General features: G+C 59.6%; 15 protein-coding genes. 8 read left to right on the top strand and 7 right to left on the bottom strand.

Translation table 11 applies throughout. The features are described from left to right. The first annotated feature begins 7 nt into the window (after positions 1–7). From pta to GOW93_RS10980, 4 genes are all read left to right on the top strand, one after another. Entirely contained in the window at positions 8–1,015 is a 1,008-nt protein-coding gene (gene pta, locus GOW93_RS10995) for a phosphate acetyltransferase (RefSeq protein ID WP_170384026.1), read from the top strand. A gap of 90 nt (positions 1,016–1,105) precedes the next feature. Next, positions 1,106–3,925, top strand: a complete 2,820-nt coding sequence (locus GOW93_RS10990; RefSeq protein ID WP_170384024.1) for a molybdopterin oxidoreductase family protein — start codon at positions 1,106–1,108, stop codon at positions 3,923–3,925. Between the two features lie 91 nt (positions 3,926–4,016). Beyond that, entirely contained in the window at positions 4,017–4,766 is a 750-nt protein-coding gene (locus GOW93_RS10985; RefSeq protein ID WP_170384022.1) for a 4Fe-4S dicluster domain-containing protein, read from the top strand. Continuing rightward, the gene (locus tag GOW93_RS10980) at positions 4,766–5,653 is read left to right on the top strand and encodes a dimethyl sulfoxide reductase anchor subunit family protein (RefSeq protein WP_170384020.1); all 888 of its coding nucleotides are present in this window, start codon (positions 4,766–4,768) and stop codon (positions 5,651–5,653) included. The genes GOW93_RS10985 and GOW93_RS10980 overlap by 1 nt, the downstream gene beginning before the upstream one ends. Positions 5,654–5,752: 99 nt before the next feature. Here the strand turns inward: GOW93_RS10980 and dapA are convergent, their stop codons facing one another. Then, positions 5,753–6,625, bottom strand: coding sequence for a 4-hydroxy-tetrahydrodipicolinate synthase (gene dapA, locus GOW93_RS10975; RefSeq protein WP_170384018.1), 873 nt, complete (start codon positions 6,623–6,625; stop codon positions 5,753–5,755). Positions 6,626–6,759: 134 nt separating this feature from the next. On the opposite strand from dapA, the gene GOW93_RS10970 reads away from it, so the two are divergent. After that, positions 6,760–8,724, top strand: a complete 1,965-nt coding sequence (locus tag GOW93_RS10970; RefSeq protein WP_170384016.1) for a lytic transglycosylase domain-containing protein — start codon at positions 6,760–6,762, stop codon at positions 8,722–8,724. Here GOW93_RS10970 and GOW93_RS10965 read toward each other — a convergent pair. Then, on the bottom strand, positions 8,698–9,567 hold the full coding sequence (locus GOW93_RS10965) for a DMT family transporter (RefSeq protein WP_170384014.1): 870 nt from the start codon (positions 9,565–9,567) through the stop codon (positions 8,698–8,700). The two genes, GOW93_RS10970 and GOW93_RS10965, sit on opposite strands and share 27 nt — an antisense overlap. Further along, on the bottom strand, positions 9,564–10,229 hold the full coding sequence (mnmD, locus tag GOW93_RS10960) for a tRNA (5-methylaminomethyl-2-thiouridine)(34)-methyltransferase MnmD (protein ID WP_170384013.1): 666 nt from the start codon (positions 10,227–10,229) through the stop codon (positions 9,564–9,566). Before mnmD ends, GOW93_RS10965 begins: the two co-directional genes overlap by 4 nt. 49 nt (positions 10,230–10,278) lie before the next feature. Here mnmD and GOW93_RS10955 point away from each other — a divergent pair, with 49 nt between their 5' ends. Further along, entirely contained in the window at positions 10,279–11,319 is a 1,041-nt protein-coding gene (locus GOW93_RS10955; protein WP_170384011.1) for an NAD(P)/FAD-dependent oxidoreductase, read from the top strand. A 147-nt stretch (positions 11,320–11,466) separates the two neighbouring features. Here GOW93_RS10955 and GOW93_RS10950 read toward each other — a convergent pair whose 3' ends face one another. The 3 genes from GOW93_RS10950 to GOW93_RS10940 all read right to left on the bottom strand — a co-directional run bounded on the left by GOW93_RS10950 (position 11,467) and on the right by GOW93_RS10940 (position 13,608). After that, positions 11,467–12,009: an NADPH-dependent FMN reductase gene (locus GOW93_RS10950; RefSeq protein WP_170384009.1), complete on the bottom strand. Its 543-nt coding sequence runs from the start codon at positions 12,007–12,009 to the stop codon at positions 11,467–11,469. A gap of 116 nt (positions 12,010–12,125) precedes the next feature. Next, a complete protein-coding gene (locus GOW93_RS10945) occupies positions 12,126–12,797 on the bottom strand; it encodes an OmpA family protein (protein WP_170384007.1) in 672 nt (223 codons plus the stop codon). Positions 12,798–12,915: 118 nt separating this feature from the next. Beyond that, positions 12,916–13,608 (bottom strand): helix-turn-helix transcriptional regulator, encoded by a 693-nt coding sequence (locus GOW93_RS10940; RefSeq protein WP_170384005.1) that lies wholly within the window; start codon positions 13,606–13,608, stop codon positions 12,916–12,918. Between the two features lie 102 nt (positions 13,609–13,710). On the opposite strand from GOW93_RS10940, the gene GOW93_RS10935 reads away from it, so the two are divergent. Beyond that, complete coding sequence (locus GOW93_RS10935; protein ID WP_170384003.1) at positions 13,711–13,896, top strand: hypothetical protein; 186 nt, start codon at positions 13,711–13,713, stop codon at positions 13,894–13,896. 2 nt (positions 13,897–13,898) lie between these two features. Here the strand turns inward: GOW93_RS10935 and GOW93_RS10930 are convergent, their stop codons facing one another. After that, a complete protein-coding gene (locus GOW93_RS10930; RefSeq protein ID WP_170384001.1) occupies positions 13,899–14,546 on the bottom strand; it encodes an RluA family pseudouridine synthase in 648 nt (215 codons plus the stop codon). 98 nt (positions 14,547–14,644) lie between these two features. On the opposite strand from GOW93_RS10930, the gene GOW93_RS10925 reads away from it, so the two are divergent. Further along, positions 14,645–15,055, top strand: a complete 411-nt coding sequence (locus GOW93_RS10925) for a nuclear transport factor 2 family protein (protein ID WP_170383999.1) — start codon at positions 14,645–14,647, stop codon at positions 15,053–15,055. The last annotated feature ends 2 nt before the right edge of the window (positions 15,056–15,057 follow it).

Genomic DNA, 15,057 nt, shown 5'->3' with positions numbered 1-15,057 from the left:
GGAGCGTATGACCCTGACACCGATTGAGCTGTTGCGCAAAAGCGCCCCGGCCATCCGACCTGTAATTTCACTAAGCGAAGGCAGTGATCCCCGCGTTGTCGCGGGGGCGCTAGCCGCCCACAAAGCCGATCTGGCCGACATTATTCTGATCGGACCTCAAGCCGATGTTGAAGCCGCCCTGAGCAATCACGGGGCGGCTCCATCCAAAGGCGTTGCGGTCCATGACCCCGCAACCTCGGACCTGACCGAGGAATTTGCCCAGACCTTTTTCGAGCTGCGCCAGCACAAGGGCGTTGATCAAGACAAAGCGCGAGCTGCCGTTGAAACCCCGCCTGTCTACGCGGCTATGCTTGTTCGCAGTGGACGTGCTACCGGCACAGTTGGCGGCGCGGTTTACACAACCGGCGACATTGTCCGCGCTGCCATCCAGGTGATCGGCATGGCTCCCGATGCGGGAATGGTATCGTCCTTTTTCCTGATGTATCCGCCTGAAAACGCCCAGCCCGGCGCACGCGCGATGCTGTATTCCGATTGCGGATTGATCATCAATCCCACCGCAACTGAGTTGAGCAAGATCGCGACCGCCTCGGCCGCGTCGGCCCGAGCGCTGCTGCAAGTCGATCCGAAAATTGCGATGCTCAGCTTTTCAACCAAGGGCAGCGCCAAGCACCCGGATGTGGACAAGGTGATTGAGGCCACTGAAGCGTTGCGTCAGGGCGCACCTGAGCTGCAGGTCGATGGCGAACTGCAATTCGATGCCGCATTTGTGCCGTCGGTCGGGGATCGCAAATCCCCCGGATCTTCGGTGGCCGGACAGGCCAACGTGATGATCTTCCCCAATCTCGACGCGGGCAATATCGGTTACAAGATCACGCAACGGCTGGGCGGTTATTCCGCCATCGGCCCTGTCCTACAAGGGCTGGCGCAACCCGCCAATGACCTGTCCCGTGGCTGCAGCGCCGAGGATGTAACACAGATGATCGCCGTGACCGCGCTACAACCAAACGGAACGTAAAACTCAAAGTAAGCATCGGCGCAAGAACGATGTTCTCAAATCAAGAGGAAAGTGACAAAGTCCTCCGTAGATAACCGACAGGACCCGCCAATGACCCATCAGCAGCCGATCCTCGACACGTCACCGAAAGTCTCGGACGAGATCCGCAAGACCACCTGCTACATGTGCGCCTGCCGCTGTGGCATCAACGTCCATATGAAAGACGGCAAGGTTGCGTATATCGAAGGCAACCGAGATCACCCTGTGAACAAGGGCGTTCTTTGCGCCAAGGGCTCAGCCGGTATCATGCAGGTCAACGCCCCCTCGCGGCTGCGCAAACCGCTGCGCCGTGTGGGTCCTCGCGGGTCCGGTGAGTTCCGCGAGATCGAATGGGATGAGGCCATCAGCACGGCCGTTGGCTGGCTGAACGAGCTGCACGAAACCGCCCCCCAGAAGCTGGCCTTTTTCACCGGCCGTGATCAGAGCCAGAGCTTCACTTCGTTCTGGGCGCAGAATTTCGGTACGCCAAACTATGCGGCGCATGGCGGGTTCTGCTCGGTCAACATGGCAGCAGGCGGCATCTATACCATGGGCGGCGCGTTCTGGGAGTTCGGCCAGCCGGATTGGGAGCATACCAAGCTGTTCATGCTGTTTGGCGTCGCTGAGGACCACGACAGCAATCCAATCAAGATGGGCATCGGCAAGATCAAAAAGCGCGGTGCGCGGGTGATTGGAGTGAACCCGATCCGCTCTGGCTATAACGCTGTCGCGGATGACTGGGTCGGGATCACGCCCGGCACCGATGGGCTGTTCATCCTGTCGCTGATTCATGTGCTGATGAAGGCGGGCAAGATCGACCTCGATTACCTCAGCCGCTATACTAACGCGCCGGTTCTGGTGAACGCCACCGAAGGCCCGGAAAAGGGCCTGTTCCTGCGCGATACAGATGGCAAACCGCTGGTAATCGACCGGGCTACAGGCGAGCCCACGGCCTTTGACAAACCCGACGTTCGCCCAGACTTGTCGGCCACTTACGAAAAAGACGGCGTTACACACCGGCCCGTTTTCCACCTGATGGCGGAAAAATACTTGTCAGATGAGCACGCCCCCGAGGCAGTGGCCGAACGCTGTGGCATTCCTGCCAAACGCATCCGCGCCATCGCCGCCGAGATCGCCCGCGTCGCCTTTGACGAGGCCATCGAGTTGGACCACGAATGGACCGACTTCCGGGGTGAGACTCACTCCAAGATGATCGGCCGCCCCGTCAGCTTCCATGCCATGCGCGGGATTTCCGCCCATGCCAACGGTTTCCAGACCTGCCGCGCGCTGCATGTGCTGCAAATCCTACTGGGCACGGTTGAGGTTCCCGGCGGCTTCCGCTTCAAACCACCCTACCCCAAACCAGTAGAAGCGCATCCTACACCGCATGGAGACCGCCGCCCCGGTCGCCCGCTGGAAGGCCCGCATCTGGGATTCCCACGCGGACCTGAAGACCTGCTACTGGATGATTGCGGCACAGCGCAGCGTATCGACAAAGCCTTCACCTGGGAAAACCCGATGTCATCCCACGGGCTGATGCATATGGTGATTTCGAACGCCGCTGCGGGCGATCCCTACAAGATCGACACGCTGTTCATGTACATGGCGAATATGTCGTGGAACTCATCCATGAACACCAAGGGCGTGATGGAGATGCTGACGGCCAAGAATGCCGACGGCAAATACGTCATCCCCAAGATCATCTACTCGGATGCTTATTCCTCAGAAATGGTTGCCTATGCCGACCTGATCCTGCCCGACACCACTTATCTGGAACGGCACGACTGTATCTCGCTGCTCGACCGTCCGATCTGTGAGGCCGACGCCGCCGCCGACGCCATCCGTTGGCCGGTGGTCGAACCCGACCGCGACGTACGCGGATTCCAGTCAGTGCTGATCGAACTCGCCAACCGCATGAGCCTGCCGGGCTTCACCAATGAAGATGGCACGCCCAAGTGGAAGGATTACGCCGACTACATCGTCAACCACCAGCGCAAGCCGGGTATCGGCCCGCTGGCCGGGTTCCGTGGTGAAAATGGCGAAAAAGAAGGTCGCGGAGAGGTTAACCCCGACCAGCTCAACCGCTACATCGAAAATGGCGGCTTCTACGTGGCGCATATCCCCGAGGGAGCGGACTACTACAAACCGTGGAATACCGCTTATCAGGACTGGGCCGTGGCGATGGGTATCTATGACAGCCCGCAGCCCTACCTGTTCCAGCTCTACTCGGAACCGATGCGCAAATTCCAACTGGCGGCCGAAGGCCACGGTGACCGACAACCGCCCGAGCATTTGCGCCAGCGGATTAAAGACACGATGGACCCGCTGCCGATCTGGTACGAAACCGACCAGCAGGGCAACGAGGGCTTCACCGTCAACGCCCTAACCCAACGACCGATGGCGATGTATCACAGTTGGGGCACCCAGAACGCCTGGCTACGCCAACTACACGGGCGCAACCCGCTCTATGTTCCAACCAAGTTAATGCGCGAACATGGGCTGAAAGACGGCGACTGGGCCAAGGTCAGCTCTCCACACGGGTCGATCACCGTGCCGGTCATGGAGATGGCCGCGTTGAACGAAAACACCGTCTGGACCTGGAACGCCATCGGCAAACGCAAAGGCGCCTGGGCGTTGCAAGAGGATGCTCCGGAAGCAACCAAGGGCTTCCTGCTGAACCACCTAATCCACGAACTGCTACCGCCCAAAGGCGATGGAATGCGATGGGCCAATTCCGATCCCATTACCGGTCAGGCAGCCTGGTTCGACCTGAAAGTGAAAATCGAGAAGACCGAAGCCCCGAATGGTGCGGAAAGCCAGCCTGAATTCAAACCCATCAAGTCACCCGTTGGTACCGGCCCCACGGACATCGCATGGAAGGTTGGAAAATGACCGGATCCATTCTTCATCTGGCCCAAAATATCCCGGGGTCTGGGGCAGCGCCCCAGCCTATCCTCGCCAATAACGCGGAGGCAAGGCAGTTATGACCCAGCTCCCCCAATCCACCGACCGCAAAATGGGTCTGGTTATAGACCTCGATACCTGTGTTGGCTGCCACGCCTGCGTGATTTCCTGCAAGGGCTGGAACACAGAAAACTACGGCGCGCCTCTGTCCGATCAGGATGCCTATGGTGCTAACCCTTCGGGAACTTTCCTGAACCGCGTTCATTCCTACGAAGTGCAACCAGCCGAAGGGCACGCCCAGCTGATCCACTTTCCCAAATCCTGCCTGCACTGCGAGGATGCGCCCTGCGTTACCGTCTGCCCCACCGGAGCTAGCTACAAGCGGGCCGAGGACGGGATTGTTCTGGTCAACGAAAGCGACTGCATCGGATGCGGCCTGTGCGCCTGGTCCTGCCCCTATGGCGCGCGGGAACTGGATGCTGCCGAGGGCGCAATGAAAAAATGCACCCTCTGCGTCGACCGTATCTATAATGAAAACCTGCCCGAGGTTGATCGCGTCCCTTCTTGCGTACGAACCTGTCCCGCCGGTGCGCGTCATTTCGGAGACCTCGGCGACCCCGACAGCGATGTCAGTAGACTGGTCGCCGAACGCGAAGGCATGGACCTGATGCCCGAAATGGGCACCAAACCCGTCAACAAATACCTGCCGCCGCGGCCCAAGGATCAAATCGAAGACCAAATCGACATTCTGGCCCCCCTGCTGGCCCCGGTCGCCGAAGAGCCCAAAGGTTTCCTCAGCTGGCTCGACAAAACTCTGGAGAAGCTCTGATGCACCCCGCCCCTTCTGTCATCATCTTCACGACCTTTTCTGGCCTGGGATTTGGGTTGTTGTTTTTCCTTGGCCTCGGCCAACCTGCGGTAACGGGATTCGTCGCGTTTGTTTTCTACCTCATCGCCTTTGCGCTGGCAGTGGGTGGTCTGCTGGCCTCAACCTTTCACCTGGGTCACCCTGAACGTGCGTGGAAAGCATTCAGCCAATGGAAATCCAGCTGGCTTAGCCGCGAAGGGGTCTGTGCCGTCGCTGCGCTGGTCCTCATGGGGCTTTATGCACTTGGCACCGTGTTTTTGGGCACATATTGGACGGTCCTGGGGTGGATGGGCGCTCTTCTTAGCCTTGCCACAGTGTTCACCACCTCGATGATCTACACCCAGCTCAAGACCATTCCGCGCTGGAACATGAACCTGACACCAGCAATGTTCCTGTCGTTCAGCCTGGCAGGTGGGGCGCTTTTGTCCGGAGCCGAAGCTCTGGCCCCGTGGCTGCTGGCTATCGCCGGTGGGATTCAGCTTGCTTATTGGGCTAAAAGCGACGGCGCTTTGGCCCGATCTGGCACCAATCTCGGCACCGCAACCGGGCTGGGCGGACGAGGCACCGTCCGCGCTTTTGAACCGCCGCATACAGGAACCAACTATCTGCTGCGTGAATTCGTCCATATCGTTGGTCGCAAGCACGCGCAGAAATTGCGGGTAATCTCATTTGGCCTGGCGTTTGTACTGCCCTTGCTGCTGATCCTGATCCCGGTTTCCGGGGTTGTGATCAAACATATCTTTGCACTGCTGGCCGTGCTTTCGCATCTGACCGGCGTCGTGGTTTCACGCTGGCTATTCTTCGCGCAGGCGGAACACGTGGTCGGACTGTATTACGGCAAACGTTGAGAGAGGGGGCCAGCCCCCTCCTTGGCCTTTCAGACCAATTCCTCCCCCGAGATATTTTTGGCCAGATGAAATGCGGATCCGGCCAAAAACAAAATTGGGTTAAAGCAGGCCAGCATGCACCATTGCAGCGTCGATGGCAGCCTTGGTGCTGTCTTCCAGCAGCGTCAGGGGCGAACGTACCTCTTCGCTGCACAGACCCAATTTGCTGAGCGCGTATTTTGCACCGACCAATCCCGGTTCGATGAAGATCGCTTCGTGCAGGGGCATAAGGCGGTCCTGATATTCCAACGCTTTGGCATAGTCACCCGCCAGCGTCGCCTGCTGGAATTCAGCGCAGAGCTTCGGTGCCACGTTTGCAGTAACCGAGATACACCCAACACCACCATGCGCATTAAAGCCCAGCGCGGTGGCATCCTCACCAGACAGTTGGCAAAAATCGGGCCCGCAAGAGGCACGTTGCTGGCTGACGCGAGCCAAATCGCCAGTGGCATCCTTGACGCCAATGATGCGAGGCAACTGCGCCAGTTCACCCATGGTTTCGGGAGTCATGTCGACAACCGAACGACCAGGAATATTGTAGATGACAATCGGGATATCCGCGCAGTCATGCAGGGCGCGAAAATGCGTGATCAAACCTTTTTGAGTTGGTTTGTTGTAGTAAGGTGTCACCACCAGCGCCGCGTCCGCGCCAATTCGTTCTGCGAATCGCACAAAGCGGATCGCCTCAACCGTGTTGTTCGAACCCGCCCCGGCGATAACCGGAACACGGCCGGCAGCTGCTTTGACCACCTCTTCCACGACGGTTTCATGCTCTTCATGGCTGAGCGTCGGGCTTTCGCCGGTGGTGCCGACGGGAACCAGCCCGGTCGAGCCTTCCTGAATCTGCCATTCCACCAAGTGTTTGAGCGTCTTCAGGTCCAACTCGCCGTTGCTGAACGGGGTGACGAGGGCTGGCATTGAGCCTTTGAACATGACACGCTCCTTAGAGTGCAGTTTGTGTTTTTTGTGCCCAAGGATCGTCACAATCATGGCGTTGTGAGTTGATACCGTGGGCGCAAGGTTTATCCTAAATGGCTCTATCCTTGGTTGGTTGGGAAATGCAAGGCATGACACGCGTTCTGACGCTTTTGATAGCAATGATTCTTGGGTCAATCGGGCAGGCACGGGCCGACTCGGTCGGTGATCTGCGCGCCGGGATGAACGAGATGCGCAAGGGTGACTGGAATGCAGCCCTGCAGGTGTCGGGCGCACGCGGATCAGCATCCCGCGATATCATCGTCTGGCACTGGTTGCGCGAGGGCTTTGGCAGCTCGGGCGATGTGCTGGTGTTTCTGGATCGCCGCCCGGATTGGCCAGGGTTGGCCTGGCTGCGGCGCAAGAGTGAGCCAGCCTTTACCGGGGCCGATCCTGACCGGGTGCTGAAATTCTATGCCGACAATCCTCCGCAAACAGCAGAAGGCGCTTTGAACTATGCCGTTGCGTTAAAGGCAAAAGGCCGCCAGGGCGATGCCGAAGCCGATATTGTGGCCGCTTGGCGCACCATGCCGATGGGGAAGGGCCTGCAAAAGGACTACCTTGAGAATTTCGGCAGGCTGCTGAAACCGCACCACGCAGCCCGGCTGGACCGGATGCTGTGGGACAACCACTTGGTCAGCGCCGGGCAGATGCTGCCGCTGGTCAGCTCGGATCAGCGCAAGCTGGCCGAGGCGCGGATCGCCTTGCAAAAACGCCAACCCGGTGTGGATAGTAAAGTCGCTGCGGTTCCGAAATCGGTAGCCGACTCACCGGGGCTGGCCTTTGACCGATTTGTCTGGCGCGACAAGAAAGAACTGGACGACAGCGCAATTGACCTGATGCTGGCGCGCTCGACCGGTCCTGACGCCTTGGGTGAGCCCGACAAATGGGCCGAGGGCCGCCGTCGACTGGCGCGTCTTGAGATGCGCAATGGTAGTGCAAACCGGGCTTATAAGATCGCGGCGAACCACTATATGACGCCCGATATGGGTTATGCCTACGCGGATCTTGAGTGGCTGGCCGGATTTCTCGCCTTACGGAAACTGAATGACCCGACAACGGCGGTTCGGCATTTCCAGAATTTCTCGGATGCAGTGCAATCACCGATCTCGAAAGGTCGCGCCGGATATTGGCTGGGTCGAGCTTACGCGGCGCAGGGGGACGCTGACAAAGCCTATGCGGCTTACGCGATGGGTGCTGATCATCAGACCTCGTTCTATGGTTTGCTGGCGGCCGAACGAATCGGGAGACCCTTTGACAATGAACTGGCCAACCCCCGTCGAGCGCCGCATTGGAAACAGGCCGAATTTGCGGATTCCAGCGTGTTGGAGGCCGGTTTGTTGCTGCTGCGTGCAGGGGAAGACAACCTGTCCGAACGCTTTCTGACCCATCTGGTTGAAGACTTGGATCAGGTTCAGGCCACACAACTGGGCGACTTGGTGATCGAACTGAAAGAGCCGCATCTGGCCGTGATGATCGCCAAACGGGCCGCCAAAACCGGAATCGTTTTGCCCGCTGCTTATTACCCGGTGCATCCTGTGGCCGATATTGGCCTTCCGATGGCCAAGGAAATGACGCTGGCCATCGCCCGTCGCGAAAGTGAGTTTGACCCGGTGGTCATCAGCGGCGCGGGCGCGCGCGGGTTGATGCAGGTGATGCCAGCCACCGCGCAACTGGTGGCGAAAGAGCTTGGCATTCTCAGTGGGCACAAGACAGTCAATCTGACGTCGGACTGGAAATATAACGCCAAGCTGGGCGCGAATTACCTGTCTGGGCTTTCTGCTGATTTCAACGGCAATGTGGTGATGATGGCAGCGGGCTATAACGCCGGGCCCCGCCGTCCAATTTCATGGATGGAACGCTATGGTGACCCGCGCGCCGGTGAGATTGACGTGGTCGACTGGATCGAGATGATCCCCTTCAGCGAGACCCGCAACTATGTAATGCGGGTTGCTGAAAGCCTGCCAGTCTATCGTGCACGCCTAGGGCAGACTGCGCTACCGATTCCGTTCTCGCAGGAACTGGTTGGCTCAACCCTGGCGTCTTTCGCGCCATAGGGTGAACAGTCCTGCGCTGACAACCAAAGCTGCGCCCAGAACGACCTCGGGGCGCAGTGCCTCGCCAAAGACCGTGATGCCGAGGATGGCGGCCCAGACCAAGTGGAAATAAGCAAAGGGCTGCACAGCACTTGCTTCGGCCATTTCATAGCATTTGATCAGCAGCCAATGGCCGCTCACGCCACTGACACACAGCAGTGCCATCCACAACCAATCGCCTTGCGCCATAGGTTCCCAAAACCACATACCCACCACCGTCATCGCCACCGCCCCGGCGATCCCGGTCCAGAAGAAGCTGGTAGCGGCGCTATCCTCGCGTGCCACATACCGGGTCAGCAACCCGTAGACCGCGAACATCAGCGCAGAAATCAGTGGGATGACCGCCCACGGATTAAACACGCCCACACCCGGTTGCAGGATAATCAGAACCCCGATGCAGCCAACGCCAATCGCTGCCCAACGCCGCCACCCGACCTTTTCACCCAACACTGGCCCGCTGAGCGCAGCGACCAACAAAGGATAGCAGATGAAGACGGCCATACTGTCGATTAGGCCGAGAACCGTAAAGCCGAAGACAGCGACACAGATCTCAGCCGCCAGTAGGACGCCGCGAAACACCTGCAACCCCAGCTGGCTTGTGTGTGTTGCAGCCTTCAATCCGCCCGGCGCGCGCGCGGCTAACGCGATGACAAAGGCCGCAAAGAACCAATAGCGGATCATCACGACCATGTAGGTGTTATAGGTCCCGGCCAGATGGCGCGAAATACCGTCCTGCAAGGCAAACACGACCGTCGCCGCGATCATCAGCGCGATACCCGCGCGTGAATTGTTCTGCTGCGTCATTTCCGGACCGCCCGGGTCATATGACGCTTGCGACCGTAGCCGGGGGTGCGCGTCACCGTAAAGCCCGCGTCTTCCAGCCCGCGGCGTACGAACCCAGCAGCCGTATAAGTCGCCGCGCTGCCACCGTGGGCCGTATGGTCGGCCACCTGCTGCATCAGATCCGCACCCCACAGCTCGGGGTTCTTGGCCGGAGAAAACCCGTCCAGAAACCACGCATCAGCCTCAGCCTTCCACACAGGCAAAGTCTGGCGCGCATCGCCCTCGACCACCTCAAGATGCAAGGTGCCAAGATCGCAGCGGCCACCCTGCCACTGGTCAAGGAAACGACCACTCCAAGACGCAAGCTCGGGGAAGGCTGCAAGCGCGCGGGCCATATCGCCGGGTTCCATCGGGAAAGCCTCGAAACTGGTAAAGGTCAACGGCGTGGTCTGGCCTGCCTTTTCCCATTCGGACCAGGCGGTCAGCATGTTCAGACCGGTGCCAAAGCCCAGTTCGGCGATGTGAAACCCCGGCGCGAATCGTGCGGGCAGATCATTGCCCGCAAGAAATACGTGGCGCGTTTCCTCCAACCCGTTTTGCAACGAGTAATAGGGATCGTCGAAACGGTCCGAGACCGGGATCTGATCCTCGGTCCATGTCAATTCGGCGCGCTGGTCTGCCATCGGGGAATCCTGTAGCTAAGCGACGCGACACTGAACAAGGAAAAGAGGAATGGCAATGGTCGATGTAACGGTGCGTGGCGCGGGCATTTTTGGCCTGTCCATCGCATGGACCTGTGCCCGGCGCGGCGCAAAAGTGCAGGTGGTCGATCCCTTCGGACCTGGTGCGGGCTCCAGCGGTGGGTTGGTCGGCGCGCTGGCCCCGCATGTGCCCGAGAACTGGAACGCAAAGAAGGCCTTTCAGTTCGACAGCCTGATCATGGCCGAACCGTTCTGGGCACAGGTCGAGGCCACTGGCGGTGTGTCCCCCGGATACGCCCGGTTGGGCCGGTTGCAACCTATCGCCGATGCCCGCACGCTAGAGCTTGCCCATGCCCGCGCGATCACTGCAGCAGAGCTGTGGCAAGGCCGCGCCGAATGGCGGGTGGTCGAGACCGGCGCGATTGGTTCGTGGTGCCCCCCCAGTCCCACCGGTTACGTGATCCATGATACGCTGAGCGCCCGCATGCACCCCCGCCGCGCCTGCGCTGCATTGGTGTCGGCGCTTGCGGTGATGGGGGTTGAAGTGGTGGCGAATGCGCCGGACAAAGGGCAAGTCGTCCACGCCACGGGGTTGGCCGGCCTACAGGAACTCAGCACCGCATTCGGAAAAACCGTCGGCAACGGTGTCAAAGGGCAGGCAGCGTTGCTGCGCTTTGATGCGGGCGCGGTGCCACAGCTGTTTGCGGATGCGGTTCACATCGTGCCCCATGCGGACGGTACGCTGGCGGTCGGGTCCACTTCGGAACGCGACTATGACGATCCAACCAGCACCGACGCCGCGCTGGACGATGTGCTGGACCGCGCCACAAGGGCGGTGCCGCTGCTGCATGGGGCCGAGGTTATCGAGCGTTGGGCCGGTGTACGCCCCCGCAGCAAGAGCCGCGCCCCGATGTTGGGGGGCCATCCTTTGCACAAAGGGCAGTTCATCGCCAACGGAGGTTTCAAGATCGGCTTTGGTATGGCCCCCAAAGTGGCCGAGGTCATGGCTGATCTGGTTCTGGAGGGGCGCGACGCAATCCCCGACGATTTCCGACCCGAAGCGTCACTCTGATCGCAAGACCGCATCTGCCAACATACGCGGCTGTTCCGGCACAGAATTGCCGTTTCAAAATACATCAGAAGCGCGCCGGGCCCCTTTCATCGGTCTGAATTGCTTCTGCCATGGTGGGCACGACAACCAGTCCTGTAGGAATAAGCGCTAGAAGCCTGCCTCGGATCGCAATTTCTGCATTAGGGTCCGCAAGCTGCTTTCATAGCGGTCGCTGGTCAGTTTTCCCTGCTCGTCGAACTCGTTCGAACTGTTGGCCAAGTGAATTTCCGGCCCCTGCAGAATGCGCGGTTGGAACGGCACCATATAGCTACGCAATACCATCTGTGCGCGTTCTCCCCCCGCACGGCCTGCAGCTGCCGACATCACGGCCACAGGTTTGTCAGCCCATGGGCGACCTTCAGTCCGGCTGACCCAATCCAGAGCGTTCTTCAGAACACCAGACGGGCCTTTGTTGTATTCAGGCGTCGAGATGATCACCGCATGAGCCTGCGCGATCTGATCGGATAAAGTCTGCACGGAAGCGGGGATGCCCTCACCATTCTCCAGATCACCATCGTAGAGCGGCAGATTCAGATCGGCCTCGATATGGGTGCCGGGGTTGAACAGCCGCGCTGCCTCTCGCAACAATTTGCGGTTGGTCGCGCTTTGGCGCAGAGAGCCTGAAAGGCTCAGCAAGATCGGTTCGGACATCGGGTAACTCCGCTAAGGTGTTTCCCAATAGCTAGCCCAAGCGGCAGGCGTGCCAAAGGCCAAGTGACGCGCAGTCACTGTGCGAAAAAGGGGCACCCGAAGGCGCCCCCGACAAACTATGTGCGACTGTTGGGTATAACCTCGATATCGACCCGGCGGTTCCGGGCCTTGCCCTCTGGCGTCAGGTTCGAGGCGGCAGGCCGGTTCTCACCCAGACCAATCGTCGACATCCGGGCACCATTTACGCCATTAGCCTGCAGAATATCCGCAACAGACCGGGCGCGGCGCTCGGACAGGGCCTGATTATAAGACGCCTCACCATCGCTATCGGTGTGACCGATAACCTGAACGCTAGAGTTGGGGTACCGCGTCAGGTTTTGACCCACGCGCACCAAATCTGCCCGCAGAGCCGGGCGCACAGTCGCGCTGTCGGTGTTAAAAGAGATATCGTTTGGCACAGTGACGATCAGGCGATCGCCCGCATTGGTGACGGTAATACCATCATTGGCCAATTGCTGACGCAGTTCTGCCGCCTGCTGGTCCAACTGGTTGCCAATCAAGCCACCCCCGGCCGCACCGATGGCACCACCGGCCAACGCACCCAGAAGCGGGTCGGAATCATTTGCAATTGCCCCCACACCGGCCCCGACCAGACCGCCCAGAAGTGCGCCCTGTTTGGTGTTTTGATTGGGGTCCGCGGGCAGGTTCAATGTAGCCGGGTCCGTACAAGCAGCCAGAAACAAGCCCGAGCACAGCCCCGCAGACAAAACATATTTGGAAATCATCATGATATTACCTTCTGCTCCGGCACCCGTTCACCGGGCGCATATTGTTTGGTGCAGTATATCACTGCGCCCGCAGAGGGGCTCAAGCAACAATCCGGTGAAATAGGCGAATACCCGCCACTTAGGAGACCCGCGCTGGCGCATCCAAACGGTTCTGTTCCTGCCAGATCTCGCGCAACGCTTGCCCCTGCCCGCAAAAGTGATCTGCGGTCAGTTCACAAGCCCAAATACGGTCTGTACGGAAATGGCGGAATCCATTCCGCAACTCGCACCAGCCCGCCAGCATGGTGCATTCAATATGATAGATCAGGGCCACGGGGCGAACGATCCGATCCGTCCGCTCGCCTTCGGCATCCTCATAGGTGATACGGATTTTGCGTTCGTTACGAATCGCTTCACGATAATTCACCACGGGCACGCACCCTTTTTCCGGATCGTCCAAGGGCGCACCCCAAGGGGCCACATGCAGCCAGTCAGTTGGAACGCGCAGTGCCTCAATCTTTCGGCACACCCGCTCGGCGGCCTGTTGCAAAGTGCTGTCACCGGTCCGCGTCAGCATCGACAACCCAACCCACAACGCCTCGACCTCTTCGGCATCGAAATTCAATGGCGGCAGATCATAGCCGCGGCGCATCAGGTAACCAACTCCGGCCTCGCCTTCGATTGGGGTGCGCTGGGCCTGCAATGCGGCAATATCACGATAGACCGTGCGTGCGGACACTTCGAGCTGTTCGGCAAGCGCCTCGGCCGTCACGGGCGCTTTGGCCGCGCGCAGAATCTGGATGATTTCGAACAGGCGAGTTGATCGGCGCATGAAAGTCTCCGGTTGATCTGCTGACACTCTAGCACACCCCCCTGACAACGCGGTGTCAGGAGTGATGGGCGAAACATGGGATCAGACAAAAGGAGAAATCCCATGCCGAGCCTCGACAATCACGTGATGATGACCCTGAAACTGGATCGCTGGGCGCAGGATCACAGTCTGCGTGCCTTTGAGATTGAACGCGAGATCATGGCCGCCCGCCAGCCCTGCACCCCACGTAAGCGGACCAAACGGTTTTCTCTGGGCAATCTGAAAATGCTGTGGACCAGCACGGTCTAGGATCAGAAATCTGCCTTGGCGCGGAATTTCATGGAAACCCCACCTTCGGGGTTCTTCAGACGCAGTTCCTCCGAATGCAGCATCAGGCGGGGGAACTCGCGTGCCGGACCTTCGGCATAGAAAGGGTCACCCAAGATCGGGTGGCCCAACGCCTGCATGTGCACCCGCAGCTGGTGCGACCGGCCAGTCTTGGGGAAAAGGCGCAGGCGTGTTGTTTCACCCTCATGCTTGACCACACGCCAATCGGTGACGGCTTGCTTACCTGTCTCATGACACACCATTTGGCGGGGACGGTTGGGCCAGTCCACGATCAGCGGCAGATCGACAGTGCCCGTCTTTTCCTTAACCCGTCCCCAGACTCGCGCCACATAGGTCTTTCGGGTCTGGCGGCTCTCGAACTGCATACTCAGATGTCGCTGCGCATGAGGCGTATGGGCAAAGACCATGACACCGGACGTGTCCCGATCCAACCGATGCACCAACAGCGCCTGCGGAAACGCCGCCTGCACCCGTGTCAGCAGGCAATCGGCCAGATGCTCGCCCCGCCCTGGCACTGACAATAGGCCCGAGGGTTTATTCACCACAATCAGCTGCGCATCTTCATGCAGCACGTCCAGAGGGGTTTTCGGGGGATCATAGGTCTCGCTCATGCGCGCCTGCCTATCGCAGCGCGCGACCTCCCGCAACGTCGCGCTTGCCGGAACAGGCGGGTTCGGCAACTCTCACCGCAGAGGCGGAAGGAGAGACGATGCACCCTACGATCAAACGCATGCAAGAGATCGTCGCGAAGGGCGATGAGAGCCTGATCCACGAGTTGCTGGCCGAAGAAGTGCGGTTCTCCCCTCCGACCTACTACAGCACCTGGACTGGCCGCGCACCGGTGGCGGCAGTACTGGGGCATGTGGGTCAGGTGTTCTCGGACTTTCGCTATCGCCGTGTAATGGGCGACGGCAAGGATTGGGCCCTGGAATTCCAATGCAAGGTCGGGGATCTGGACGCCGTGGGTGTCGACCTGATCACCTTGAACGACGACGGGCTGATCCAAGATATCGAGGTTGTCATGCGCCCCCACAAAACCATTGGCGCGTTGCGCGAGGCAATGATGGCTCGCATAATGACCGACGCGCGGTTCCTTGAATTCAAGAAGGCGCTAAGCTGACC

It is taken from the genome of Ruegeria atlantica (genome assembly GCF_013032455.1).
Classification (GTDB): Bacteria; Pseudomonadota; Alphaproteobacteria; order Rhodobacterales; family Rhodobacteraceae; genus Ruegeria; species Ruegeria atlantica_B.
Note: the sequence above shows the minus strand (reverse complement) of the source record. Positions and strands in the feature narration are given on the sequence as shown.